This is a genomic window from Dechloromonas sp. H13, assembly GCF_009469615.1.
Taxonomy (GTDB): Bacteria; Pseudomonadota; Gammaproteobacteria; order Burkholderiales; family Rhodocyclaceae; genus Azonexus.
Genome location: NZ_SSXX01000002.1, coordinates 130,440 through 152,922 on the forward strand (window position 1 = coordinate 130,440; position 22,483 = coordinate 152,922).

General features: G+C 65.4%; 25 protein-coding genes and 1 pseudogene. 18 read left to right on the plus strand and 8 right to left on the minus strand.

Translation table 11 applies throughout. The features are described 5' to 3' along the window. Nucleotides 1-9 precede the first annotated feature (9 nt). The 6 genes from GH660_RS05070 (at nt 10) to GH660_RS05095 (ending at nt 4,120) form a co-directional block, all read left to right on the plus strand. A complete protein-coding gene (locus GH660_RS05070) occupies nt 10-1,008 on the plus strand; it encodes an SIS domain-containing protein (RefSeq protein ID WP_153145516.1) in 999 nt (332 codons plus the stop codon). Further along, on the plus strand, nt 1,008-1,535 hold the full coding sequence (locus GH660_RS05075; protein ID WP_153145517.1) for an HAD family hydrolase: 528 nt from the start codon (nt 1,008-1,010) through the stop codon (nt 1,533-1,535). Before GH660_RS05070 ends, GH660_RS05075 begins: the two co-directional genes overlap by 1 nt. Next, a complete protein-coding gene (gene lptC, locus GH660_RS05080) occupies nt 1,532-2,113 on the plus strand; it encodes an LPS export ABC transporter periplasmic protein LptC (RefSeq protein ID WP_153145518.1) in 582 nt (193 codons plus the stop codon). Before GH660_RS05075 ends, lptC begins: the two co-directional genes overlap by 4 nt. After that, nucleotides 2,110-2,712, plus strand: coding sequence for a lipopolysaccharide transport periplasmic protein LptA (lptA, locus tag GH660_RS05085; protein WP_153145519.1), 603 nt, complete (start codon nt 2,110-2,112; stop codon nt 2,710-2,712). The genes lptC and lptA overlap by 4 nt, the downstream gene beginning before the upstream one ends. A 231-nt stretch (nt 2,713-2,943) precedes the next feature. Further along, on the plus strand, nt 2,944-3,498 hold the full coding sequence (locus GH660_RS05090) for a phasin family protein (protein WP_153145520.1): 555 nt from the start codon (nt 2,944-2,946) through the stop codon (nt 3,496-3,498). A gap of 73 nt (nt 3,499-3,571) precedes the next feature. Continuing rightward, on the plus strand, nt 3,572-4,120 hold the full coding sequence (locus GH660_RS05095; protein WP_153145521.1) for a phasin family protein: 549 nt from the start codon (nt 3,572-3,574) through the stop codon (nt 4,118-4,120). A gap of 73 nt (nt 4,121-4,193) precedes the next feature. Here the strand turns inward: GH660_RS05095 and GH660_RS05100 are convergent, their stop codons facing one another. The 4 genes from GH660_RS05100 to GH660_RS17855 form a co-directional block, all read right to left on the minus strand. After that, complete coding sequence (locus tag GH660_RS05100) at nt 4,194-4,958, minus strand: molybdopterin-binding protein (protein WP_153145522.1); 765 nt, start codon at nt 4,956-4,958, stop codon at nt 4,194-4,196. Beyond that, entirely contained in the window at nt 4,955-5,689 is a 735-nt protein-coding gene (locus GH660_RS05105; RefSeq protein WP_153145523.1) for an EI24 domain-containing protein, read from the minus strand. The genes GH660_RS05100 and GH660_RS05105 overlap by 4 nt, the downstream gene beginning before the upstream one ends. Beyond that, entirely contained in the window at nt 5,682-9,635 is a 3,954-nt protein-coding gene (gene hrpA / locus GH660_RS05110; protein ID WP_228276369.1) for an ATP-dependent RNA helicase HrpA, read from the minus strand. Before hrpA ends, GH660_RS05105 begins: the two co-directional genes overlap by 8 nt. A gap of 101 nt (nt 9,636-9,736) precedes the next feature. Then, nucleotides 9,737-9,937 (minus strand): hypothetical protein, encoded by a 201-nt coding sequence (locus GH660_RS17855; RefSeq protein WP_194266265.1) that lies wholly within the window; start codon nt 9,935-9,937, stop codon nt 9,737-9,739. Here GH660_RS17855 and GH660_RS05115 point away from each other — a divergent pair. Next, a complete protein-coding gene (locus GH660_RS05115) occupies nt 9,887-10,474 on the plus strand; it encodes a pyridoxamine 5'-phosphate oxidase family protein (RefSeq protein ID WP_228276408.1) in 588 nt (195 codons plus the stop codon). The genes GH660_RS17855 and GH660_RS05115 overlap by 51 nt on opposite strands. A 46-nt stretch (nt 10,475-10,520) precedes the next feature. Next, a complete protein-coding gene (locus tag GH660_RS05120) occupies nt 10,521-10,673 on the plus strand; it encodes a hypothetical protein (RefSeq protein WP_194266231.1) in 153 nt (50 codons plus the stop codon). Between the two features lie 207 nt (nt 10,674-10,880). On the opposite strand, the gene GH660_RS05125 is transcribed toward GH660_RS05120, so the two are convergent. After that, the gene (locus GH660_RS05125; protein ID WP_153145524.1) at nt 10,881-11,159 is read right to left on the minus strand and encodes a hypothetical protein; all 279 of its coding nucleotides are present in this window, start codon (nt 11,157-11,159) and stop codon (nt 10,881-10,883) included. A gap of 98 nt (nt 11,160-11,257) precedes the next feature. Further along, nucleotides 11,258-11,554 (minus strand): hypothetical protein, encoded by a 297-nt coding sequence (locus tag GH660_RS05130; RefSeq protein ID WP_153145526.1) that lies wholly within the window; start codon nt 11,552-11,554, stop codon nt 11,258-11,260. A gap of 136 nt (nt 11,555-11,690) precedes the next feature. Between GH660_RS05130 and GH660_RS05135 the strand changes: the two genes are divergently transcribed. Together GH660_RS05135 and GH660_RS05140 are read left to right on the plus strand one after the other, a co-directional pair. After that, nucleotides 11,691-12,611, plus strand: a complete 921-nt coding sequence (locus GH660_RS05135; RefSeq protein ID WP_228276370.1) for a LysR family transcriptional regulator — start codon at nt 11,691-11,693, stop codon at nt 12,609-12,611. A gap of 114 nt (nt 12,612-12,725) precedes the next feature. Continuing rightward, nucleotides 12,726-12,989 carry a hypothetical protein gene (locus GH660_RS05140; RefSeq protein WP_153145528.1) on the plus strand — a complete coding sequence of 88 codons (264 nt, stop codon included), beginning with the start codon at nt 12,726-12,728 and terminating at the stop codon, nt 12,987-12,989. 24 nt (nt 12,990-13,013) lie between these two features. Here the strand turns inward: GH660_RS05140 and GH660_RS05145 are convergent, their stop codons facing one another. Beyond that, nucleotides 13,014-13,748 (minus strand): dinitrogenase iron-molybdenum cofactor biosynthesis protein, encoded by a 735-nt coding sequence (locus GH660_RS05145; protein ID WP_153146180.1) that lies wholly within the window; start codon nt 13,746-13,748, stop codon nt 13,014-13,016. Between the two features lie 128 nt (nt 13,749-13,876). On the opposite strand from GH660_RS05145, the gene GH660_RS05150 reads away from it, so the two are divergent. The 4 genes and pseudogenes from GH660_RS05150 (at nt 13,877) to GH660_RS05165 (ending at nt 17,584) form a co-directional block, all read left to right on the plus strand. Then, the gene (locus GH660_RS05150) at nt 13,877-15,538 is read left to right on the plus strand and encodes a nitroreductase family protein (protein ID WP_153145529.1); all 1,662 of its coding nucleotides are present in this window, start codon (nt 13,877-13,879) and stop codon (nt 15,536-15,538) included. 83 nt (nt 15,539-15,621) lie between these two features. Beyond that, a pseudogene (locus tag GH660_RS05155) lies at nt 15,622-15,885 on the plus strand (ankyrin repeat domain-containing protein); the annotation flags it as partial. A gap of 60 nt (nt 15,886-15,945) precedes the next feature. Then, entirely contained in the window at nt 15,946-16,935 is a 990-nt protein-coding gene (locus GH660_RS05160; RefSeq protein WP_153145532.1) for a hypothetical protein, read from the plus strand. Nucleotides 16,936-17,197: 262 nt separating this feature from the next. Then, nucleotides 17,198-17,584, plus strand: a complete 387-nt coding sequence (locus GH660_RS05165; RefSeq protein WP_153145534.1) for an MAPEG family protein — start codon at nt 17,198-17,200, stop codon at nt 17,582-17,584. 20 nt (nt 17,585-17,604) lie between these two features. On the opposite strand, the gene crcB is transcribed toward GH660_RS05165, so the two are convergent. Continuing rightward, nucleotides 17,605-18,012: a fluoride efflux transporter CrcB gene (crcB, locus tag GH660_RS05170; RefSeq protein WP_153145536.1), complete on the minus strand. Its 408-nt coding sequence runs from the start codon at nt 18,010-18,012 to the stop codon at nt 17,605-17,607. A 73-nt stretch (nt 18,013-18,085) separates the two neighbouring features. On the opposite strand from crcB, the gene GH660_RS05175 reads away from it, so the two are divergent. From GH660_RS05175 to pyrF, 4 genes are read left to right on the plus strand one after another with little or no spacing between them, the layout of a single operon-like run. Then, complete coding sequence (locus GH660_RS05175; RefSeq protein ID WP_153145538.1) at nt 18,086-19,891, plus strand: glutamine--tRNA ligase/YqeY domain fusion protein; 1,806 nt, start codon at nt 18,086-18,088, stop codon at nt 19,889-19,891. Further along, entirely contained in the window at nt 19,891-20,475 is a 585-nt protein-coding gene (locus GH660_RS05180) for a DUF924 family protein (protein WP_153145539.1), read from the plus strand. Before GH660_RS05175 ends, GH660_RS05180 begins: the two co-directional genes overlap by 1 nt. 5 nt (nt 20,476-20,480) lie before the next feature. Further along, nucleotides 20,481-21,665: a class I SAM-dependent methyltransferase gene (locus tag GH660_RS05185; RefSeq protein WP_153145541.1), complete on the plus strand. Its 1,185-nt coding sequence runs from the start codon at nt 20,481-20,483 to the stop codon at nt 21,663-21,665. Further along, nucleotides 21,662-22,474: an orotidine-5'-phosphate decarboxylase gene (gene pyrF / locus GH660_RS05190; protein ID WP_153145543.1), complete on the plus strand. Its 813-nt coding sequence runs from the start codon at nt 21,662-21,664 to the stop codon at nt 22,472-22,474. The genes GH660_RS05185 and pyrF overlap by 4 nt, the downstream gene beginning before the upstream one ends. Nucleotides 22,475-22,483 lie beyond the last annotated feature (9 nt).

Consider the following 22,483-nt stretch of genomic DNA (forward strand, 5'->3'; position numbering starts at 1 on the left):
AGCCCGCCCATGAGCCCAAGCTCCGCCTCCCATCAATTCTCGCCTGAACGCGCGCTGGCGCTGGGCCGCCAGACGCTGAGCATCGAGGCTGCTGCGGTCGACGCGCTGGTGGCACGGATAAACGGCGACTTCGTGGCGGCGGTCGAGCTGATCCTCGGTTGCCACGGTCGCCTGATCGTCAGCGGGATGGGCAAATCCGGGCATGTGGCGCGCAAGATCGCGGCGACCATGGCCAGCACCGGCACACCTGCCTATTTCGTGCACCCGGCCGAAGCCAGCCACGGCGACCTCGGCATGATCACCCGCGACGACGTGCTTCTCGCGCTGTCGAATTCCGGCGAATCGGAAGAGCTGCTGCGCATCGTGCCGCTGGTCAAGCGGCAGGGGGCGCGGCTGATCGCCATGACCGGCGTCGCCTCCTCGACGCTGGCGCGCGAGGCCGATGTGCACCTCGATGCCGGCGTCGCCCAGGAGGCCTGCCCGCACAACCTGGCGCCGACCGCCAGCACGACGGCAGCGCTGGCCCTCGGCGATGCCCTCGCCGTCGCGCTGCTCGATGCGCGCGGCTTCGGGCCGGACGATTTCGCCCGCTCTCACCCGGGCGGCTCGCTCGGCCGGCGCCTGCTGACGCATGTCAGCGATGTCATGCGCGCCGGCGACAGCGTGCCGACCGTCGCGCCGCAGGCCGGGGTGACCGATGCCATCCTCGCCATGTCGCGCGGCGGCCTCGGCCTCGTGGCGATCGTCGACGACGCCGGGCGGGTGCTCGGCATCTTCACTGACGGCGACCTGCGCCGCGCCTTCGAGAAGCGCGTCGACCTGCAGTCCGCGTCCATCGCCAGCGTCATGCACGCCGGTCCGCGGACGATCGCTCCCGAGCGCCTGGCGGTCGAGGCGGTGGAAATGATGGAGCGCTACCGGATCAACGCCCTGCTGGTGACCGGACCGGACGGCCGGTTGCTCGGTGCCCTCAACATGCACGACCTGTTCACGGCCAAGGTGATCTGATGGATACCCGGACCCGCGCCAGCCGCATCAGGCTGATTGCCTTCGACATCGACGGCGTGATGACCGACGGCGGTCTGCACTATACCGACGACGGCCGCGAGATGAAGACCTTCAACGTCCAGGACGGCCTCGGGCTGAAGCTCCTGCAGCGCGCCGGCATCGAGCTGGCGATCGTCACCGGGCGCACGTCGGGCGTCGTTGCCGCTCGCGCCGCCGATCTCGGCATCGCCTACGTCTTCCAGGGCGTCGGCGACAAGCAGGCGACGGTCGGCGAACTGCTGGCCAGGCTCGACCTGCACTGGGCGGATTGCGCCTTCATGGGCGACGACCTGATCGATCTGCGGGTGATGGCGCAGTGCGGGCTGGCGATCGCGCCGGCCAATGCGCGGCCGCTGGTCCGCGAGCGCGCCCATGCGGTGACCGACGCCGCCGGCGGCCATGGCGCGGTCCGCGAGGCGGCCGAATTCATCCTCGCCGCCCAGGGACGCCTCGACGGCCTGTTCGCGGATTATCTCGAGCCACGATGAGATACGGGTCGAGCCAGCTCTTCGTCATCGTCCTGCTCGCCCTGTTGGCGGGGCTCAGCTTCTGGCTGCAACGGGCGGTGGCGCCGGTCGAGACCGTGCAGGACGGAAAGCTGCGCCACGATCCGGACGCCATCGCGGAAAATTTCCTGGTACGCCAGTTCGACGAACAGGGGCGGGTCAAGTACCGCCTGACGGCGCCCTACCTGACGCATTTTCCCGACGACGATACGTCGCAACTGACATCGCCGACGCTCATCCACTACCGGCCGAACGCCCCGGCATTGACGCTGTCTGGCAAGAACGCCAAGGTCAGCAGCAAGGGCCAGACGATCTTCCTGTGGGACGACGTCAAGGCCGCCCGGGCTGCGACGGCGGAGCGTCCCGAACTGGTCGCCCGCATGCCCGACCTGACCGTCCGGCCCGACGACGGCATCGCCTTCACCCAGAGTCCGGTGGTGATCACCGAGGACAAATCCTGGGTCAAGGGGGTCGGCATGCATCTGGACAACAACACCTCAACCTTCGAGCTGCAATCACAGGTCACCGGCCTGTCCTATCCACGCCGAGCAAAAAAATGAACCTCCGTCCCGTCTTCCTGTTGCTCCTCGCCTCCCTGAGCCTGCCCGCGTTCGCCGAACGGGCCGACCGCGACAAGCCGCTGCAGCTGGAGGCCAACCGCATCTCGATCGACGATGCCAAGAAGATCCAGATTCTCGAAGGCGACGTCGTCCTGATCAAGGGGACGATGGTGCTCAAGGCCGACCGCGTGGTCGTCACCGAGGACCGCTACGGCTTCCAGAAGGGCGTGGCGACGGGGGGCAAGGATGGCCTGGCGCGCATCCGGCAGAAGCGCGAGGGGCGCGAGGAATACATCGAAGGCGAAGCGGAGCGCATCGAGTACAACACCAATACCGAAGTCGCCGAGCTCTTCCACCGGGCCTGGGTCAAGAGCGGCGAGGATCAGGTCAGGGGTGACTACATCTGGTACGACGCGATCAGCGAAAAGTATCTGGTGACGGCCGGCAAGAGCAACGATGCGAAGGGCCAGCCGGCGCGGGTGCGGGCGATCATCCAGCCGAAGAACAAGACCGCGCAGGGCGATCAGCCGGCCGATGGCGGCCAGCGCCTGGAGCTCAAGCCATCTGCCGGAACGACGTCTTCGCCTCCCGGAAAGTGATGGATTTTTGCCGGGTTACGGCGCACAATGGTGCGCGCTCAAGCGTCTCGGGAATGAGTATAAGTTGCTGATTTGAATAACCCAAAAATAAATTGGTGCAGTGCACAAAACTGCTTGACATTCGGAATGCGATCCCTATAATGGTGCGCATGGTGCAGTGCAACAAATCGATGTGGGCGCTGCAACGGTTGATCCAGTTTTGCATTAACTTTCAATTTAGGAGATTCCACTATGTTTACCACCCCTGAGCAATTCGCTGCCGCCAACAAGGCTACCGTCGACTCCCTGCTGTCCGTGGCCAACACCGCCCTGGCTTCCGCCGAGCGCATCGCCGCCCTGAACCTGAACACCGCCCGTTCCGTGATGGAAGATTCCGTTTCCGGCGCCAAGGCCCTGATGGGTGCCAAGGACGTCCAGGAAGCCCTGTCCATCCAGGCTTCTCTGGCCCAGCCGAACGTCGAGAAGGCCGTTGCCTACTCCCGTTCCGTGTATGAGATCTCCGCTCAGACCCAGGAAGAGCTGTCCAAGATGATCGAAGCCCAGTTCGCCGACTTCCAGAAGACCGTCGCCGGCCTGCTCGACAAGGCTGCCAAGTCCGCTCCGGCCGGTTCCGACGTTGCCGTCGCTGCCGTCAAGAGCGCCATCGCTGCCGCGACCTCCGCCTTCGACAACATGAACAAGGCTGCCAAGCAGGTTGCCGAGATCGCCGAAGCCAACGTTGCCGCCGCGACCAACGCCACCGTCAAGGCTGTCGGCGCGACCGCCGCCACCGGCAAGAAGAAGTAATCAGCAGTAAAGGGCCTCCGCTACCGCGGGGGCCTTGTTTCATCCACACCCAAAAACCAGACTGGAGAAGATGATGAGCAAACCGAACATGGAACAACTGGCTGCCGCCCAGAAGGCCAACGCCGAAGTGATGATGGCTCTGCTGCGCACCGCTTTCAACGGCGTCGAGCGCCTGACCGCCCTCAACATGGCTGCCTCGCGCGAGTTTTTCAATAATACGGTCGCCAACGCCCAGCAGCTTTTGAGTGCCAAGGATGCCAACGACGTCGCCAAGCTGAACAGCGAACTGGCCAAGCCGAACGTCGACAAGCTGATGGATTATTCCCGCAGCGTCTATGACCTGGTCAGCAGCATGCAGAAGGAAGTCACTTCGGTCATGGAAAGCCAGTACAGCAGCTTTACCAAGAGCGCTGCCAGCGCCGTCGAGCAGGCCAAGGGCTCGGCTCCGGTCGGTGGCGACGTGTTCGCGGCGACCATGCAGTCCATGCTCAACGCATCGACCAAGGCTTTCGACAACATGACCTCGATGGCCAAGCAGCTGTCCGACGTCGCCGAAGCCAACATCAAGGCCGCTTCCTCGGCCACCGGCAAGGCCGTCACGGCCGCCAAGAAGACCAAGTAATCCCGGTCGCTGCAGGTGGCAAGAAAGAACCCGCGAATTTCGCGGGTTTTTTTACGTCGACCGCAGCTGCCGGCTAGGGCCGCCAGGTCCAGGCGATGCCGCGCTTTTCGACCTCCTGGCGGATTTCCGCCATGGCCAGGTCAACCAGCGCCGGCTCACCCTCGACCCCGAGTTCGAGGTGCCTGCGTTCCTTGCCGACCAGCGAGGGCAGCGAAAACAGGCGCAGCGTCGGGTAGTTCCTGACGATGCGGTCCATCAGGTCGAGCAGGGCGCTTTCGTAGGCGGTCGGGCCGGTCAGCAGGAAGGCCTTCTCGACCTTGCCGGCGACCGGCTGGAACTCGTTGCGGTAGAAGGTATCGAGCGCCCATTCGATCATCGGATGCGCCATCTGCGGAAAGCCGGGTACGAAGTAATGGTCGTTGACCATGAAGCCGGCGATCCGGTTGAACGGGTTGGGGATCATCCGCACGCCGGCCGGAAAGGTGACCAGCAGCCGGCGCTGGTCGGTGATCTCCTCGCCGGCGAAGCGGATCTTCAGCTCCTCGTAGGCTTCCGGGTGGAGTTCGAGTTCGACGCCGAGCGCCGCGGCGACGGCCTGCCGGGTGTGGTCGTCGGGCGTGTTGCCGATGCCGCCGCAGGAAAAGACGACGTCGCCGGCCGCCATCGTGCGCCGGAAGGTTTCGCTCAGGCGCCGGCGGTCGTCGCCCAGGTATTCGACCCAGGACAGGCGCAGGCCGCGCGCGGCGAGCAGTTCGGCGATCTTGGCGAAATGCTTGTCCTGGCGCTTGCCGGACAGAATTTCGTCGCCGATGATGATGGCGCCGAAGCTGCGGCTCATGGTCCTTCTCCCTCGATGGTGACGACGGCGCCGCCGCGCGAACGGCGCAGCGCCTCCAGCCCGAAATGAACGAATGATAGCGCCGCCAGCGCCGGCACCAGCAGCCCCAGCAGCGGGACGTGGGCGAGCAGCGCCATGGTCAGGCCGAGCATGAACATCGGCCATTTGGTTTGCGGGCGCAGCGCCTTCCATTCGGATTCGCTGGCATGCATCGACAGCGCGTCGTAGGCGAAGGTGCGCCGGTTGTACCAGGCCATCAGCAGCAGCGGCAGGATCAGCGAGAGCCCGGGAATGATCCACAGCGGCAGGGTCAGCAGCCAGCCGGCGACGAACAGAATCGACGCTCCCAGGCTGTTGACCGCAGCGGCCGCGAAGCTGTCCTTGCCCATCGCCGCCACGTCGGCGTAATCGGCTTCCGCCAGATGCTTGAGCAGCAGCGGCATGACGATGAGCGCCGCGAGCAACGAGGCGGTAAGGTAGGCGAGCGCGAAGATCGCCATCCAGGCCCCCATGTAGGCAAGGATCGTCGCCAGCCAGGCGACGCCCCAGGCGACGAGCAGCGTCAGGGGCTGGTGCCCGAGCAGCCAGTTGACCATCTGACCGAGGCCCCAGACCGCCAGGGCGATCCACAGTACCAGCGAGATCAGCGCCGGCGCCAGCACATGCACCCAGATGCGGCCGTTGCGCAAGCTGCCCAGCGTGCGCATCAGCGCGAGAACGACATCACCCATGCCTGATTCCCTCCCATTGTTTTTCCAGGCGTTTCACGGAGACCGGCACCGGCGTCCGCAATTCCTGCGCGAAGAGGCCGACGCGCAACTCCTCGAGCAGCCAGCGGAACTGCTCGACCTGCGGGTCGACCGTGCCCATTTTCGCCAGCTGGATGGCGCGGCGCTCGTAGTTGGTCCACAGCGGGCCGTAGTCGGCCATCAACTGCGCATCGCGCGACGGGTTGGCTTTCAGCTTGTCGAGACGGACGACAATCGCCTTCAGGTAGCGCGGGAACTGCTGCAAGCGTTCGAAAGGCGTGTCGACGACGAAACGCTTGCCCACCAGTCGCTTCAGTTGCGCCTCGATGTCGGCGACCGCCGCCGCCTGCGCCTTGAAGGCCGGCAGTTTCTTGCTCACCGCCTGCCACTCGGTCAACACGGTGCCGACCAGCCGGCAAACCTCCTGCATGATCAGCCCGAGCCGCGCCTTGGCTTCTGCACAGCGCGCCTTGAAGGCTTCCGGCGTGGTCGGCAGCGGCTCGGTCAGGCAGGCGCGCTCGAAGGTCAGGTCGACGATCTGCCGCTTCAGTTCGTCGGTCGTGCCCAGCGCCATGAACTGCATGCCCATCTGGCTCATGCCCGGCACGTTCTTGTCGAAGTACTTCACCTGCTCGCGGAACTGCAGCATGAACAACCGGGCCAGGCCCTTGCGGTGGGTGTCGGCCGCTTCCTCGGCCGAATCGAAGACCTTCAGGCTGACCGTTTCGCCGTCGTCGACCAGCGCCGGGTAGCCGAGCACCGTTTGCTTGCCGACCGGCACTTCCATCAGTTCCGGCAGCTCGCCGAAGGTCCAGTCGGTCAGTTGCGTGTATTCGGACGGCGTTTCGTGCAGTTCGGCGAATTCTTCTTTCGCTTCCTTGCCCCACTCGCCACGCAGCGCGACCAGGCTGCGGTTCATGTCCAGCTGCCGGCCATGTTCGTCGATCAGCTTGTAGTTCATCGAGAAATGCGGCGGCAGCACATCGGGGCGGAAGGCGTCGGGGGTCACCGCCCAGCCGCGCGCATTCAGGCCACGCGCTTCGAGGATGTAGTCGATCAGCGGCGGGATCAGCCCCTGGTTCATTTTCTTGTCGTTGCCGGCCGTGGCGGCGATGAACTCGTCGACGAACTCCGGCACCGGCACCAGCTTGGCGCGGATTTTCTGTGGCAGCGTCTTGATCAGCTGCACCAGCTTTTCCTTCAACAGCCCGGGCACCAGCCATTCCATGCGGGCGGCCGGAATCTGGTTGAGTTGCGCCAGCGGCAGGGTCAGCGTCACGCCGTCCTTCGGCGAACCCGGCTCGAAGTGGTAGCTCAGCGCATATTCGACGCCGCCGACCTTGAGGTGATGCGGGAAGGCTTCGGTGGTCACGCCGGCCGCCGAATGGCGCATCAGGTCGTCCTTGGCCAGGAAGAGTAGCTTCGGGTTTTCCTGCTCGGCCGTCTTGCGCCAGTGGTCGAAGGTGGCACCGTTGTGGATGCCTTCGGGAATGATCGAGTCGTAGAAGGCGTAGATCAGCTCGTCATCGACCAGCACGTCCTGCCGGCGCTGCTTGTGCTCGATCTTCTCGATGTCGCGGATCTGCTTCTGGTTGTGCTGAAAGAAGGGCCAGCGTTTGGCGAAACTCTCGTCGATTTCCTCGGCGACCAGGCCCTGGCGGATGAAAATCTCGCGCGCCTCGGCCGGCGCCAGCGGCCCGTAATGGATGCGCCGCTTCGGGTTGATCACGATGCCGTAGAGCGTCGTACGCTCCCAACCGGCAACCTGCATCGCCTTCTTTTCCCAATGCGGGTCGAAGTACTGGCGCTTGATGACGTGAGCGCCCACTTTCTCGATCCAGCCATCCTCGATGCGAGCCACACAGCGGCCGAACAGCCGCGTCGTCTCGGTGATCTCGGCCGCCATGATCCACTTGCCGGCCTTTTTCTGCAGCGGCGACGAGGGGTGGATCAGGTAGCGGATGCCGCGCGCCCCGAGGTAGTAGCCCGATTCGTCGGACTTGCAGCCGATGTTGCCGAGCAGGCCGGAGAGCAGCGCCATGTGGACGGCGTCGTAGGTGCCGGGGATGTCGTTTTCCTTCCAGCCCAGCTCGGTGACCATGGCGTGCAGCTGGCCATGCACCTCGCGCCACTCGCGCAGGCGCAGGTAGGAGAGGAAATGGGCGTGGCAGGTATCGACCAGCGATTTGTTCGACTTTTTGTGGTCGACCGCCTGCTTGAGCCACCCCCACAGCTTCACCCAACCGAGGAATTCCGATTTCTCGTCGGCGAACAGCTTGTGCTTTTCGTCGGCCGCCTGCTGGCGCTCCTGCGGCCGCTCGCGCGGATCCTGCGTCGATAGCCCGGCAGCGATGATCAGCACTTCGCTAAGGCAGCCGAGGTCGCGGGCGGCGACCAGCATGCGGCCGATGCGCGGGTCGAGCGGCAATTTGGCCAGCGCGTCGCCAACCTTGGTCAGGCGGTTGTCGTCATCCAGCCCGCCGAGTTCCTGCAGCAAGGCGTAGCCGTCGCTGATCGCCTTGGCCGGCGGCGGTTCGATGAACGGGAAGCTCTCGACATCGGTCAGCTTCAGCGACTTCATGCGCAGGATCACGCCGGCCAAGGAGGAGCGCAGGATTTCCGGATCGGTGAACGGCGCCCGTGCGTTGAAATCGGCCTCGTCGTAGAGCCGCACGCAAACGCCGGCCGCCACTCGGCCGCAACGGCCGGCCCGCTGGCGCGCCGCGGCCTGCGAAATCGGCTCGACCTGCAGCTGCTCGACCTTGTTGCGGTAGGAGTAGCGCTTGACGCGGGCCAGGCCGGTGTCGATCACGTAGCGGATGCCGGGCACGGTCAGCGAGGTTTCGGCGACGTTGGTGGCCAGCACGATACGCCGCTGGCCGCCGGAAGGCTTGAAGATGCGGTCCTGATCGCCAGCCGACAGGCGCGAGAACAGCGGCAGGATTTCCGGCGCGTGCGCCGTGCTCAGCCCCGGCCGGGCCAGCGCGTGCTTGCGCAAGGCTTCGGCCGCCTCGCGAATTTCCCGCTCGCCAGGCAGGAAGACCAGAATGTCGCCTGCGCCGAGGCGCGACAGTTCGTCGGCAGCGTCCACAATCGCGTCGTAGAGGTCGCGCTCGTCGTCCTTCTTGTCGATATCCGCCACCGGCCGGTAACGCACTTCGACCGGGTAGAGCCGGCCGGACACTTCGATCACCGGCGCGCCGTTGAAATGCTGCGAGAAGCGCTCGGCGTCGATGGTCGCCGAGGTGATGATCAGCTTCAGGTCGGGCCGCCGGGGCAGCAGTTGCTTCAGGTAGCCGAGCAGGAAATCGATGTTCAGGCTGCGCTCGTGCGCCTCGTCGATGATGATCGCCTCGTAGGCGTTCAAATACGGGTCGGACTGCGACTCGGCCAGCAGGATGCCGTCGGTCATCAGCTTGACCCAGCTGTCAGGTGTCGATTTGTCGTGGAAGCGGATCTTGACGCCGACCCCGGCGCCGACCTGGGTCTTCAGCTCCTGCGCTAGGCGCGTCGCCACCGAGCGGGCAGCCAGCCGGCGCGGCTGGGTGTGGCCGATCAGGCCGCGGGCGCCAATGCCGAGATCGAGGCAGATTTTCGGCAACTGCGTCGTCTTGCCCGAGCCGGTTTCGCCGCAGACGATGACCACCTGGTTTTTGGCGATCAGCTCGGCAATGTCGGCACGCCGTTCGTTGACCGGCAGGTCGCTCTGGAATTCCGGCTTGGGCAGTTTGCCGCGCCGTTCGGCCGTCGCTGTCCGTGACGCCATCAGCAACGCAGCCAGGTCGGCCTGTACCTTGTCGCGTTTCGGCCCGGCCGCCTGCTGCAGTTCCCGCGACAAGGCACGCAACCGGCGCGCATCGGCCGTCAGCGTCTCGGAGCGGAAATCGGCGGGGCGGGAAAGGGGCTTGTCGCGTACTTGCTGAACCATGGGGCAGCATTATAGTCCGCCAACCCGACCGGGCATTTTTGGCCTATTTTCCATGTCGACCGCAGCAAGGAGAATTTGCGGTAAGGTTGCTCGTAGCTGAATCAGGCAACATGCCCAAAATAATCTGCCGTACCGGCAGCTGCTTGGAAAATCGTGATCCATCCCTGTCTTTCCGGGTCTTTCCGAACAATACAAGGTGATTTATGGGTAATGACTCGATGTTTCATGACGGAATGCGGAAGCTTCAGGATATGCGCGAAACCCGGCGCATCGCTGATCGACTCGAACAGGTCATCGTTCATCAATCCTTCACTGACAGCGATCGGGCATTCATTCAGCAGTGCCCCATGGTTTTCGTCGCTACCGCAGACGCCGATAACCGGCCTGACTGTTCCTATAAAGGCGGTCTCCCCGGATTCGTGCGTGTCCTGGATGAGAAAACGCTCGTGTTTCCCGACTACGACGGAAACGGAATGTATCGGTCCTGGGGAAACCTCGTCGTGAATCCCCACATCGGACTGCTCTTCATTGATTTTGAAAACCAGACCCGTCTGCGCGTCAATGGAACGGCAAGGATCAGTGACGACGACCCTGTCCGTTCGGAATATCCCGGCGCCGTCTTCATCATTCGAATGACAGCGGAAAAAATCTTCCCGGCCTGCCCGCGCTACATTCACAAAATGCATCTCGTCGAGCACTCGGCCTACGTGCCCCAGGCAAATTACACGCCGCCGATACCTGAATGGAAGAAATTCGACGATTTCAGGGACGCGCTGCCGGAGCGTGACCAGGCGGATATCAATAATGTCAGCCTTGAAGAGAAGGCCGCAAAGCCCTGACTGCTCACTCGAGACCGATGCCCCGACAAGCGGCACGCTGGCTAGCATGACCACGATCCGCGACGAGACCGCCGCCGATGCCGGCGCCATCGCCGACGTTACCATCGCCGCGTTCCGGATGCTGGCGGTCAGCAGTCACACCGAGCAATTCATCGTCGCGGCGCTGCGAGCCGCGAACGCACTGAATCCGGCGCGATGATCGGGGCAGCGTTCCATGAGCTTTGGCCGCGCTCATTTTTGCCATTTTCGGGGCGTCGACCATAAGAGACGGTTTGCCGCCCGCGGCGGCCGAGGCCGGGCGGGAGCGAGCACCCTGCTTAAGCGCGAAAGGAGGGCAGTCGGCAACTGCCCGAATTGAATGGCGTGGCGTTGCCGGCCGCCACCCCTTGCCTGAAGCGGGCCCGGCTCAGCCGGCCTTCTCGTTCTCCAGCGCCTTTTCGGTGATTTCGCGGTACAGCGTGGTGACCTTGCTGGCCAGTTCGCGGAGTTCAGGGTGGCTGGCGAGCATGGGGGCGATGTTCTTGGCGTCGGCCATGATTTCCTGCAGGAATCTCAGGTCGTGCTCGTTCAGCTTTTCACCCCGGTCGACAACTTCCTTGATCTCCAGCGCGCGCGGAATGCGGTGGCTTTCGAGGCGTTGAACCAATACGGCGAGGAGCCCTTTTTCGTCCTGGGGGGTGGTCATGTTTTTCTCCTGACGGTGGTGAATAAGTTTCCCTTGCAGGGAAGTCTATCACCTTGCGAAGACTGGCATCACCCCCGCTGCGGGGCAGGGGGTGCAGCTCAGCAGGAGCGGTGGCGTTGCGGATTCCAGGAGAACAGTGCGCGGGCGCCGCGGTTCAGGCGGGTGAGGATGGCGACGTGCGCTTTCGCCGGGGTCGGGGAAGCGCCTTGCGGGTTCCACGAAAACAGCGGGCGCAGGGCTTCGCCAGCCGCGGCCAGTCCGGCCAGCAGGCTCCCGGCCGCCAGGCGCAGGAGGAGGGCGGTGCGTTCGGCGAACAAGCCCTCGATGCGCCGAATTTCGGCAGCGCGCAGTTCGCGGGCATGGCGTTCAATGGCGGGGATGTCGATAGGATGCATGATTGACTCCTGTTGATGCGGTGCAACATGGCACGGAGCCCACTGTAATTATCTTTTTTATGGATAACAATCTCGTCAAATGGAAAAACATTTGTGAATTTTCATCCATAATAAAGTCATGGATCGCGCTGCCCAAATGACTGCCTTTGTCCGCTCCGTCGAGACCGGCGGCTTTTCTGCTGCGGCGCGGGAGCTGGGCCTGACGCCGTCGGCGCTGTCCAAGCTGGTGACACGCCTGGAGGATCGTCTCGATGCCCGCCTGCTGCAGCGGACGACGCGGCGCCTGCAATTGACGCCCGAGGGCGAGGCGTTCTACCTGCGGGCGCGGCAGATTCTGGCCGACATGGACGAGGCCGAGGCGGAGGTGGTGCAGGCCGGCACCCGCCCGCAAGGCCTGTTGCGCCTGCATTGCGGTTCGGCCTTCGGCATGCACCAGCTGGCGCCGGCGATCCCGCGCTTTCTCGAACGCCATCCGGGGGTCGAGCTCGACATCACGATCAGCGACCAACCGCTGGCGGCGCTGCAGGAGGGCATCGACCTGGCGATCCGCATCGGCGCGCTCGACGAGTCGTCGATGGTGGCGCGCCGCATCTGCAACCTGGAGCGCGTGATCTGCGCCGCGCCTGCCTATCTGGCCAGATACGGGACGCCGCGCACGCCGGACGACCTGCAGCAGCACAACTGCCTGTGGATCACCGCGCTGCCCGTCCTGCGCCGCTGGCCGTTCGACACCGACGACGGCATCCGCGTCGTCCACATCGATGGCAACGTCGTCGCCAACAATGCCGAAACCGTCCTCCAGCTGACCGTTGCCGGCGTCGGCATCACGCGCCTGGCCGACGTCATCGTCGGCGATGCCATCCGCCGTGGCGAACTGGTGCCGATCCTGACCGACTGGCACCACGTCGAGCCGGTGCCGCTCTACGCCACCTACCCGAGCGGCCGTCATCTTTCGCCCAAGGTGCGGGCGATGGTCGATTTTCTCGTCGAGCAGTTCGGCGACGCGCCGTGGCGCCGCGCTGCGGCGGGCAAGCGGCAGCGCCACAGCCGGGCGTAGCGCCGATCGGCCGGCCGCGGGCTGGCACGGCTGTTGCGGAACCCGTTGCAGGGCGGCCGCCGGCGTCGACTTTCCGACAAGGCGGCGGGTCCGACCATTCAAGCGGAGTCTTTCATGCGCGCACTGCCTGCCACCGTCGACCGTCACGGTCAGCCGGTCACCCTCGGCGACCGGGTCAAGATCCTCGCCATCACGCCCGACCTGGAGATGGACGAGGACGATCTCGACATGTTCTACGACATGATCGGTGCCACCTGCGAGGTCGAACGCATCGACGCCGAGGGCGCCGCCTGGGTGGCGATCTGGTGGAACGGCTTCGACGGGCCGCTGCTGACCACCGTCGGGCTGGCGCCGGGGCAGATGGAAAAGGCGGCCTGAACCGGCGGCCGCCATTTTTGCCCCTTATTCATCGTCGACCGCAGCGTTGTAGTTTTTCAGCCGCTTCTCGGCCGCCACGCCGAGGATCTTCAGCAGCCAGGGCGGCGGCGACTCGAGCATCGCCTTCTGGAAGGGCTGGAGGATTTCCAGCGCCGGACCGCCCTCGGGCACCTTGATCGGATAGACGTCGGCGCGGATCACCTTGGCCGCCGCCGGGCCGCCGATCGAGACGACGTAGCAGACGTGGCAGTCGCCGATCAGCCGGGCGCGCCACAGGTTGCGGTCCTCGGCGAATTCGGCGTCCATGGTGTCGCGGATGTCCACCAGGCGGATTTCCCCCGGCGACACCTGATAGACGAGGAAGCGCAGGCACGAGCCGAAATGGCCGGAGAGCGTGTCGCCCTTGTCCGAGGCGATGGCGATGCGCACCGAACCGGGCATGTCGCCCGCGGCGCAGGCCTGGATCTTGGGCAGCGAATCGTCGCCCTGCGTCTCGCCCCACAGGATGCGCACAGCGAGCTTCATCGCCTCCAGCCCGATGCCGATGTCTTCGCCGTCCTCCTCGCCGTCGGCGCTGGCGAAGCCGGTCTTGAGCATGGTCACCGTCACCTGGCGCAGCTTGTCCTCGTCGATCTCGTCGCCCAGCCGGCGTTGCAGCAGTTCGATCAGCGCCGGCAGGCTCGCGCTGGGCATCGCCCGCGCCGCCAGCGCAATGCGCAAGGCGGCCTCGCGGGTGATCGGCGGCGTGGTCTGTTCCATCATCTTCTCCTCGGTGGGGTTGGGGTAGTGTTGACTCGCAGGTACAGTGCCAGCAGCGCCAAGCCCCTGTTTTCAAACGGGCACAGGGCTTGCGTAGGCCATCGTCAACCAAGGAAAGCCCCGCAATCGTGTCGGATACCTCACAACAGGTCGTGCGCGCCTACCACGAGCGCACCAAGCATCGCTTCGCCGCCTACGCCGAAGGCCCCGGCCAGCTCGACTGGGACGCCCAGCCGGCGGCCTTCCGCCATTACGCCGGGGCGCCGCGCGTCGAACTGCCGCTGAGCGCCGACCGCTTCGAGCGCTGCTACGGTCGACTGGCCGAAAAACCGGAAAACCCGGTCGTCCCCGACCTGGAGAGCCTGGGCGCGCTGCTCGAACTGTCGTTCGGCATCTCCGCCTGGAAAAGCTGGGGGCCGAGCCGCTGGGCGCTGCGCTGCAATCCTTCCTCCGGCAACCTGCACCCGGTCGAGGCCTACGTGCTGGCCGGCGGCCTGCCCGGCGTGCCGGCCGGGCTGCATCACTACGACCCGCAAGCGCACGTCCTCGAAACCCGCGCCGCCCTTGCCGACGGCGGCCCGGCGCCGTGGCTGGCTGTCGGCCTGAGCAGCGTCATGTGGCGCGAGGCGTGGAAGTACGGCGAACGCGCCTTCCGCTACTGCCAGCTCGACGTCGGCCATGCCGTCGGCGCCCTCGACTACGCGGCGGCACTGCTCGGCTGGCAGGTCGTGCCGCTGGCCGTGCCCTCGGCGACGCTCGCCCATTGCCTGGGCATCGATCGTCCCGGTGATTTCCCGAGCGGGCGCTACGCCTTCACCGAGGTCGAAGAGCCGGAAATCCTGCTCGCCGTGCACGGCCCCGGCCTGGCCGCGCCGCCCGCCGGCGAGGCGCTCGCTGCCGCGCTTGATGGCGCGCTATGGGCCGGGCAGCCGAGCCGCATCGACCCGGCGCCTGGCTATCGCTGGCCGGCCATCGACCAGGCGGCGGCCGCCAGCCGTTCGTTGCGGTCGACCCCGGAAAACGGCCAGATTTCGCCGGCCTTCGCCGAACTGCCGCCGCTCGCCGCGCATTCCGCTACGGCCGGCGCCGCGCAGCTCATCCGCCAGCGGCGCAGCGGCCAGCGCTTCGACCCGAAATGCACGCTCGACAAGGCCGCCTTCTACCGCCTGCTCGATGCCACGCTGCCGCGCCCGCAGGCGCCGTTCGACGGCCAGGAAGCCGATTCGGCCATCCACCTGCTGCTTTTCGTGCTGCGCGTCGACGGTCTGCCGACCGGCCTCTACCTGCTGCCGCGCACGCCGCAGGCCGCGCTGGAGCTGCCCGCCGCCCTCGGGCAGGGCGACGCGCGTTTCGCCGGCCGCTGCCCGGTGGCGGAAGTCGATCCCGACTGTCCGCGCCACCTCGGCCTGATCCTGCTCGGCGCCCTCGGCCTGCAGGAAATGCAGCGTCTGGCGCGGGCGCTCTCCTGCCATCAGGACATCGCCGCGACCAGCGCCTTTTCGCTCGGCATGCTCGGCGATTTCTCGTCGCTCGCGGGCGACGCCGCCAACTACCGCAAATTGCTGCGCGAAGCCGGGCTGGTCGGCCAGGCGCTCTACCTCGAAGCCGAAGCCGCCGGCGTGCGCGGCACCGGCATAGGCTGCTTCTTCGACGACCCGGTGCACCAGGCCTTCGGCATCGCCGACCCGCGCTGGCAGAGCGTCTACCACTTCACCGTCGGCACGCCCATCGGCGACGCCCGCATCGAAACCTCACCGCCCTACCCGCAACGCCGGAAGGAAAACCCATGACCCCGACCCTCGCCGCCTTTCTCGACGAACACGGCTTCCCCCGCGACCGGCTTTCCTAACCGCAGGCTGACCGCCGCTTCACGCCGCTCATGCGCGCCTGCAAGGAAGGCCGGCTCGACATCGTTGACGAACTGCTGGCGCTCGGCGTCGATTTCGCCGTGACCAACGCCGACGGCTGCAACGCCCTCTGGCTGGCCTGCTACAAAGGCAGCCACGCCATCATCGAACGCCTGATCGCCGCCGGCATCGACCTTGACCTGCAGAACGGCAACGGCGCCACCTGCCTGATGTACGTTTCCTCGAACAGCAAGCCGGACCTGGTGAAGCTGCTGAGGAGGGCCGCCTGAGGGCATGCCGATGATCACGGGGTTATACTCCGGTCATTATTTCCCTTCCGTGACCGATCCATGGCCATCCTGCGCTGCAACAAATGCGGGCTGCTCGCCGAGCAAGGCGACGGCCTAGCCGGACAAAGTGTCGCCTGCCCCAAATGCGCCGACCCGGCCAAGGTCTATCCGACGCTGTTCTTCATCGAGAAACTGCTCGACAAGTATTTCGATGCCCAGCGCGAACTGATCCGCCTCAAGTCCGCGCCAACGGTACAGAGCACACCGCAGCCGGTGAGGTCCTCTGCGCCGCTGGCTGGTCTGGACCTCGGCAATACCGATCAACTGGCGACGGAAATCCAGCACGGCCCGATCTACGACTGGTTTCACAAGCGCCAGATCAAGGTGCAGGCCGATCTGCGCGGTGTGGATACCAGCGGCTTTTTCGACGAAGTGGCGGAGGCCATCGGCGGCAATCTCACGCTGTTCAAGGAAGTGGTCGACCGCATCCGCTGGTCGCAACAGAAGGAATACAACGGCACCACCATCAAGCTGGAAAAGAAGACGCCGGACGAGGCCAGGGCGCTCCTCGTTTTCTGTCAGCAGTTGTATGACTTTTCCTTCGTCGCCAAATGCTTTCACAACAAGCAGGAAAACAATATCCGCCTGATCCTGCAAAGCGCGCCGGCGGTCCGCCAGTTTTTCAATGGCGAATGGCTGGAATGGCATGCCCTGATGAGCAGCTTGCGCCATGCCAAGGAGCGCGGTCGCCGCATTTCCTGCGCCCGTGGTCTCGAGATTGTGCTGGCCAACGGCGATCCGTACGAACTCGATGTCTTCATGCTTGTCGACGGCACGACGCCGATCTGCATCGAATGCAAGAGCGGCGAATTCCGCCAGAACATCGATCGTTACCTGGCGCTGAAAAAGCGCCTGGGGCTGGCCGGCAAACAATTCGTGATGTGCATTGCCGGCCTGGAAGACGACAAGGCGCGCGCCTACACCGCCATGTACGACATCAGCTTCGTCAACGAACAGCGGCTGGCCGAGCATCTCTCCCGCCTGTTCTGAGCGCGGGTGGTCTTTTTTGGCTTTTTTGGACAGTCGACCGCGACGATATGCTTGCAGCGCCGGGCGCACCTTCGCTGATGGCCACCAGGAAGAGCCGCATCGTAGCGACCTATATGCCGTTGAGCGCCCGGGATTACTGAAGAAGGCGGCTTGACCGGAAGCCTTGCGGTTTTCCGCGGCGGGGTGCTAGTTTTCCGATCGATGCGGCGCGCCGGTCCGGTTGCCGCTTCGCCTGTCGAACCTGATCCTGATCGGAGCTCCAATGCATATCATTGCGCTCGTTTGCGCAGCGATCCTCGGATTGCTGGTGTTCGGTCTCGGCCTTGCCGTTTCGATATTCCGTTTTCGCGAACGGCGGAGCATGGGCCACGTCGACGATCCGGCCAACATGCTGCACAAGCTGGTCCGGGCGCATGGCAACACTACCGAGTTCGCCCCCTTCCTGGCCGTCCTGATTCTATACCTCGGCACGCAGACGCCTTCGGCGGCGATCCTCGGTCTGATGGTTGCCGCCACTGCCAGCCGGGTGCTCCTGGTCGTCGGCCTGCTGGCCTGGCCGACGCTGGCGCGGCCCAACCCGGCGCGATTCGCCGGCGCGCTGGGTACCTACATTTTCGGGATCGCCCTCAGCCTGGCGGTGCTCGTCTGAATGGGGCGCCGGCTACCGTTTCAGGCCCAGATCTTCGTCGCGCCGACCGTCAACAGGCCAAGGTAAGTCGCCGTCAGCGAACCGACCAGATGCACCGAGGCCAGCCCGATGGCCAAGGCCGGCTGGCCGGCCAGCAGGCGTTCGACGACTTCGGCCGAGAAGGTGGAGAAGGTGGTCAGGCCACCGAGAAAGCCGGTGATGGCGAAGAGCTTCCAGGCCAGGGGGAAATGCGTGTTGATGTGGAACAGGCCGACCGCCACGCCGACCAGGTAGCCGCCGATCAGGTTGGCCGCCAGCGTGCCGAGCGGCAGGGCGATGAGCAGCGGGTTGAGCGCCAGACCGAGCAGCCAGCGCGCCCAGGCGCCGAGCGCGGCGCCGGCGCCGACGGCGAGGAAATTGAGGGCGGTCAGGTTGTGCAGGGCGGACATAAGGGGGAATTGTAGCGGCCGGAGGGCCTCTGCCGGTTAAAATAGCGCGATTACCCGAACAGGTTTTTTTACCGTGAGCAGCCCCAGCCAACCCGCCAACGCCCCGGCGCCCGCCGCCAACTTCATCAGGAACCTCGTCGAGGCCGATCTCGCCGCCGGCAAACATGCCCGGCGCCACTGGGCCGGACAGCCGGGCACCGCCGCCGACCATGCCGCCGGGCCGCTCGATCCGGCCAGAATCCGCACCCGCTTCCCGCCCGAGCCGAACGGCTACCTGCATTTTGGCCATGCCAAGTCGATCCTGCTCAACTTCGGCCTCGCGCAGCAGTACGGCGGCCGCTGCCACTTGCGCTTCGACGACACCAACCCGGAAAAGGAAGAGCAGGAGTACGTCGATTCGATCATCGACGCCGTGCACTGGCTCGGCTGTTCCTGGGAGAGCGACGGGGAAACCAATCTCTACTACGCGTCCAACTACTTCGACTGGATGGCCGGTTTCGCCGAATACCTGATCTCGGCCGGCCACGCCTACGTCGACAGCCAGTCGGCCGACGAAATGCGCGCCAACCGCGGCACGCTGACCCAGCCGGGCAAGGATTCGCCCTTCCGCAATCGTTCGGTCGAAGAGAACATGGACCTCTTCAAGCGCATGCAGGCCGGCGAGTTCGCCGACGGCGCGCACATCCTGCGCGCCAAGATCGACATGGCGGCGCCCAACATCAACCTGCGCGACCCGGCGATCTACCGCATCCGCCACGCCACCCACCACAACACCGGCGACAAGTGGTGCGTCTACCCGATGTACACCTTCGCCCACCCGATCGAGGACGCGCTGGAGTGCATCACGCACTCGATCTGCACGCTCGAATTCGAGGACCAGCGCCCGTTCTACGACTGGCTGCTCGAACGCCTGGCCGAAGGCGGCCTGCTGCAGCGGCCGCTGCCGCAGCAGATCGAGTTCTCGCGCCTCAACCTGACCTATGTCGTGCTCTCCAAGCGCAAGCTGATCCAGTTGGTCGAGGAAAAGCACGTCGCGGGCTGGGACGACCCGCGCATGCCGACCCTGGTCGGCGCCCGCCGCCGCGGTTATTCGCCCGAGGGCTTCCGCCTGTTCGCCGAACGCATCGGCGTCTCGAAGAACGACTCGCTGATCGACTACGCGCTGTTCGAGGACGCCATGCGCGAAGTTATGAACGAATCCGACCTGCGCCGCATCGCCGTGCTCGACCCGCTCAAGCTGATCATCGACAACTACCCGGACGGCCAGGTCGAGGAATGCTTCGCGCCCAACCACCCGCTGCATCCGGAACTCGGCCAGCGCAGCGTTCCGTTTTCCCGCGAGCTGTGGATCGAGGGCGAGGATTTCCAGGAAGTACCGGAAAAGGGCTTCCGCCGCCTGTTCCCGGGGAACAAGGCGCGCCTGCGCTATGGCTACGTCGTCGAGTGCACCGGCTGCGACAAGGACGCCGACGGCAAGGTCGTCGCGGTCCACTGCAATTACCTGCCCGAAACCAAGTCCGGCACGCCGGGTGCCGACAGCGTCAAGGTCAAGGGCAACCTGCACTGGGTTTCCGCCGCTCATGCCTGCCAGGCCGAAATCCGCCTTTTCGACCGCCTGTTCCGGGTGCCGGCGCCGGGCGCCCGCCGCGAGGGCGATGCGCCGGAACTGGAACGCAATTTCCTCGACGACCTCAACCCGGATTCCCGGCAGACGATTACCGCCCAGCTCGAACCTGGCCTGCGCGATGCCCGGCCGGAAGAACGCTTCCAGTTCGAGCGCCACGGCTACTTCACCGTCGACCGCGTCGATTCCCGGGATGGCGCGCCGGTCTTCAACCGCACGGTGACGCTCAAGGATTCGTGGGGCAAGGCCGGCTGATGAGTGTTGTCGGCCCGGCGGACATCCTCGCCTTCTGGTTCGGCCGGCCGGGCGAGCCGGAGCACGGCCGGCCCCGCAGCGTCTGGTTCCGCAAGGACGCCGCCTTCGACGATGAGATCCGCCGCCGTTTCCTGCCATCCGTCAAGGCCGCCCTGGCCGGGCAACTGGCGCACTGGGCGGCAACGCCGGACGGCCTGCTCGCCCTGCTGCTCCTGCTCGACCAGTTTCCGCGCAATCTCTTCCGCGGCACGGCGCAAGCCTTCGCCGGCGATGCTCCGGCGCGCCAGCTGGCCGCCGTCGCCATCGACCGGGGTTGGGACGCGCCGCTGGCGGCCGTCGAAAAACTGTTCGTCTATCTGCCCTTCGAGCACAGCGAGTCGCTCGCCGACCAGGAACGCTCGCTGGCGCTTTTCACCGCCCTGGCCACCGGCCACGCCGGAAACGACGGCTTTCTCGACTACGCGCGCCGGCACCACGAAATCATCGCCCGCTTCGGCCGCTTCCCGCACCGCAACGCCGCGCTCGGGCGCCCGTCGACACCCGCCGAGGTGGAATTCCTCGCCCAGCCGGGCAGCAGCTTCTGACCGGCATGTCGGCGCGTGACATCGAACGGCTCGGCCAGGTCTTCACGCCGCCCAAGGTGGTGGAGTTCATGCTCGACCTGTGTGGCAACAGCGGCCGGGCGCTCGAACCCTCGGCCGGCGACGGCGCCTTTTTCGCCGAACTGAAGCAGCGGCGCAGCGACTGCGTCGGCATCGAGATCGACCCGCGCGTCGCGCCGGCCGGCGCCGAAATCCGCGATTTCTTCGATTACCCGCTGAGCGAGCAGTTCGACACCATCGTCGGCAATCCGCCCTACGTGCGTTACCAGGATGTCGCGGTCGACACCAAGAAACGGCTCAAATCCGAACTCTTCGACGCGCGCAGCAACCTTTTCCTGTTCTTCATCGAGAAATGCGTCCGTCACCTGAAGCCGGGCGGCGAGCTGGTCTTCATCGTGCCGCGCGAATTCATCAAGCTGACCGCCGCGAAAAAGCTCAATGCCTGGCTCTACGCGCAGGGCAGCATCACGCATTTCTTCGAGACCGGCGACACCCGCGTCTTCGGCGAGCACACACCGAACTGCGCCATCTTCCGCTTCGAGAAGGGGCGCATGGACCGTCACATGGCCGACGGGCGACGCTTCGTCGAGGTGGATGGCCAATTGATGTTCCTGCGCGATGACTACGGCGTGCGCTTTGCCGATGTGTTCACCGTCAAGGTCGGCGCCGTTTCAGGGGCCGACCACATCTTCACGCACCCCAAGGGCAACATGGAGTTCGTCTGCTCGAAGACCGTGGAAACCGGCGAAACGCGCCGCATGCTGTACGGCATCAAGCATCCGCACCTGGAAAAGCACAAGGACGAACTGCTTGCCCGCCGCGTCAAAACCTTCGACGAAGGCAACTGGTGGCAGTGGGGGCGGCATTTTCCGATCAACCTGCATCCGCGCATCTACGTCAATGGCCGCACGCGCAAGCGCGAGCCGTTCTTCCTGCACGACTGCAACAGCTTCGACGGTGCCGTGCTGGCGCTGTTCACGAAGAACCGCCGCATGCAACGCCGCGAGCTGATCGAATGCACGCTGATGCTCAACCGCGAAGTCGACTGGCAGGAACTCGGCTTCGTCTGCGACGGTCGTTTCCTGTTCACCCAGCGCAGCCTGCAGACCTGCGTGCTGCCCGACAAATTCTCCCGCTTCCTCCCGCCCGAAGCGAAAAAGGATGCCGCATGACCTTTACCCAGATGCTCGCCGCCGCCTGGCGGAAGAACGATTCGCTGCTCTGCGTGGGCCTCGACCCCGACCCGGCGAAATTCCCCGCCCACCTCAAGGGCCGCGACGATGCCATCTTCGAATTCTGCCGGACCATCGTCGACGCCACCGCCGACCTCGTCTGTTCCTTCAAGCCGCAGATCGCCTACTTCGCCGCGCGCCGCGCCGAAGACCAGCTGGAAGCGCTGATCGCCCACATCCACGCCAAACATCCCGGCATCCCGGTCATTCTCGACGCCAAGCGCGGCGACATCGGCTCGACCGCCGAGCAGTACGCGATCGAGGCCTTCGAGCGCTTCCGGGCCGATGCCGTCACGGTCAACCCCTACATGGGCCGCGATTCGGTCGATCCTTACTTGGCCTACCCGGACAAGGGCGTCATCCTGCTCTGCCGCACCTCCAACCCCGGTGGCTCTGATCTGCAGTTTCTCGACGTCGGGGGCGAGAAACTGTACGAGCGCGTCGCCCGCCTGGCGGCCGGCGAATGGAACACGACCGGCCAGATCGCCCTCGTCGTCGGCGCCACCTTCCCGGCCGAGATCGCCCGCGTGCGCGAGATCGTCGGCGACATGCCCTTGCTGGTGCCGGGCATCGGCGCCCAGGGCGGCGACGTCGCGGCGACCGTCAAGGCCGGCCGCACCGCCGACGCCACCGGCTTGATGATCAACTCCTCGCGTGCCATCCTCTACGCCGGCAAGGACGAGAATTTTTACATCGCCGCCCGCGCCGCGGCACAGGAAACGCGCGCCACCATCAATCTCTACCGCTGAGGAACCGCC

Excerpts from the sequence above, each read along its gene's own strand:
- GH660_RS05070 (WP_153145516.1), top strand. The coding sequence starts at position 10 with ATGAGCCCAAGCTCCGCCTCCCATCAATTCTCGCCTGAACGCGCGCTG.
- GH660_RS05075 (WP_153145517.1), top strand. The coding sequence starts at position 1,008 with ATGGATACCCGGACCCGCGCCAGCCGCATCAGGCTGATTGCCTTCGAC.
- lptC (WP_153145518.1), top strand. The coding sequence starts at position 1,532 with ATGAGATACGGGTCGAGCCAGCTCTTCGTCATCGTCCTGCTCGCCCTG.
- lptA (WP_153145519.1), top strand. The coding sequence starts at position 2,110 with ATGAACCTCCGTCCCGTCTTCCTGTTGCTCCTCGCCTCCCTGAGCCTG.
- GH660_RS05090 (WP_153145520.1), top strand. The coding sequence starts at position 2,944 with ATGTTTACCACCCCTGAGCAATTCGCTGCCGCCAACAAGGCTACCGTC.
- GH660_RS05095 (WP_153145521.1), top strand. The coding sequence starts at position 3,572 with ATGAGCAAACCGAACATGGAACAACTGGCTGCCGCCCAGAAGGCCAAC.
- GH660_RS05100 (WP_153145522.1), bottom strand. The coding sequence starts at position 4,958 with ATGAGCCGCAGCTTCGGCGCCATCATCATCGGCGACGAAATTCTGTCC.
- GH660_RS05105 (WP_153145523.1), bottom strand. The coding sequence starts at position 5,689 with ATGGGTGATGTCGTTCTCGCGCTGATGCGCACGCTGGGCAGCTTGCGC.
- hrpA (WP_228276369.1), bottom strand. The coding sequence starts at position 9,635 with ATGGTTCAGCAAGTACGCGACAAGCCCCTTTCCCGCCCCGCCGATTTC.
- GH660_RS05115 (WP_228276408.1), top strand. The coding sequence starts at position 9,887 with ATGCGCGAAACCCGGCGCATCGCTGATCGACTCGAACAGGTCATCGTT.
- GH660_RS17855 (WP_194266265.1), bottom strand. The coding sequence starts at position 9,937 with ATGAACGATGACCTGTTCGAGTCGATCAGCGATGCGCCGGGTTTCGCG.
- GH660_RS05120 (WP_194266231.1), top strand. The coding sequence starts at position 10,521 with ATGACCACGATCCGCGACGAGACCGCCGCCGATGCCGGCGCCATCGCC.
- GH660_RS05125 (WP_153145524.1), bottom strand. The coding sequence starts at position 11,159 with ATGACCACCCCCCAGGACGAAAAAGGGCTCCTCGCCGTATTGGTTCAA.
- GH660_RS05130 (WP_153145526.1), bottom strand. The coding sequence starts at position 11,554 with ATGCATCCTATCGACATCCCCGCCATTGAACGCCATGCCCGCGAACTG.
- GH660_RS05135 (WP_228276370.1), top strand. The coding sequence starts at position 11,691 with ATGACTGCCTTTGTCCGCTCCGTCGAGACCGGCGGCTTTTCTGCTGCG.
- GH660_RS05140 (WP_153145528.1), top strand. The coding sequence starts at position 12,726 with ATGCGCGCACTGCCTGCCACCGTCGACCGTCACGGTCAGCCGGTCACC.
- GH660_RS05145 (WP_153146180.1), bottom strand. The coding sequence starts at position 13,748 with ATGGAACAGACCACGCCGCCGATCACCCGCGAGGCCGCCTTGCGCATT.
- GH660_RS05160 (WP_153145532.1), top strand. The coding sequence starts at position 15,946 with ATGGCCATCCTGCGCTGCAACAAATGCGGGCTGCTCGCCGAGCAAGGC.
- GH660_RS05165 (WP_153145534.1), top strand. The coding sequence starts at position 17,198 with ATGCATATCATTGCGCTCGTTTGCGCAGCGATCCTCGGATTGCTGGTG.
- crcB (WP_153145536.1), bottom strand. The coding sequence starts at position 18,012 with ATGTCCGCCCTGCACAACCTGACCGCCCTCAATTTCCTCGCCGTCGGC.
- GH660_RS05180 (WP_153145539.1), top strand. The coding sequence starts at position 19,891 with ATGAGTGTTGTCGGCCCGGCGGACATCCTCGCCTTCTGGTTCGGCCGG.
- GH660_RS05185 (WP_153145541.1), top strand. The coding sequence starts at position 20,481 with ATGTCGGCGCGTGACATCGAACGGCTCGGCCAGGTCTTCACGCCGCCC.
- pyrF (WP_153145543.1), top strand. The coding sequence starts at position 21,662 with ATGACCTTTACCCAGATGCTCGCCGCCGCCTGGCGGAAGAACGATTCG.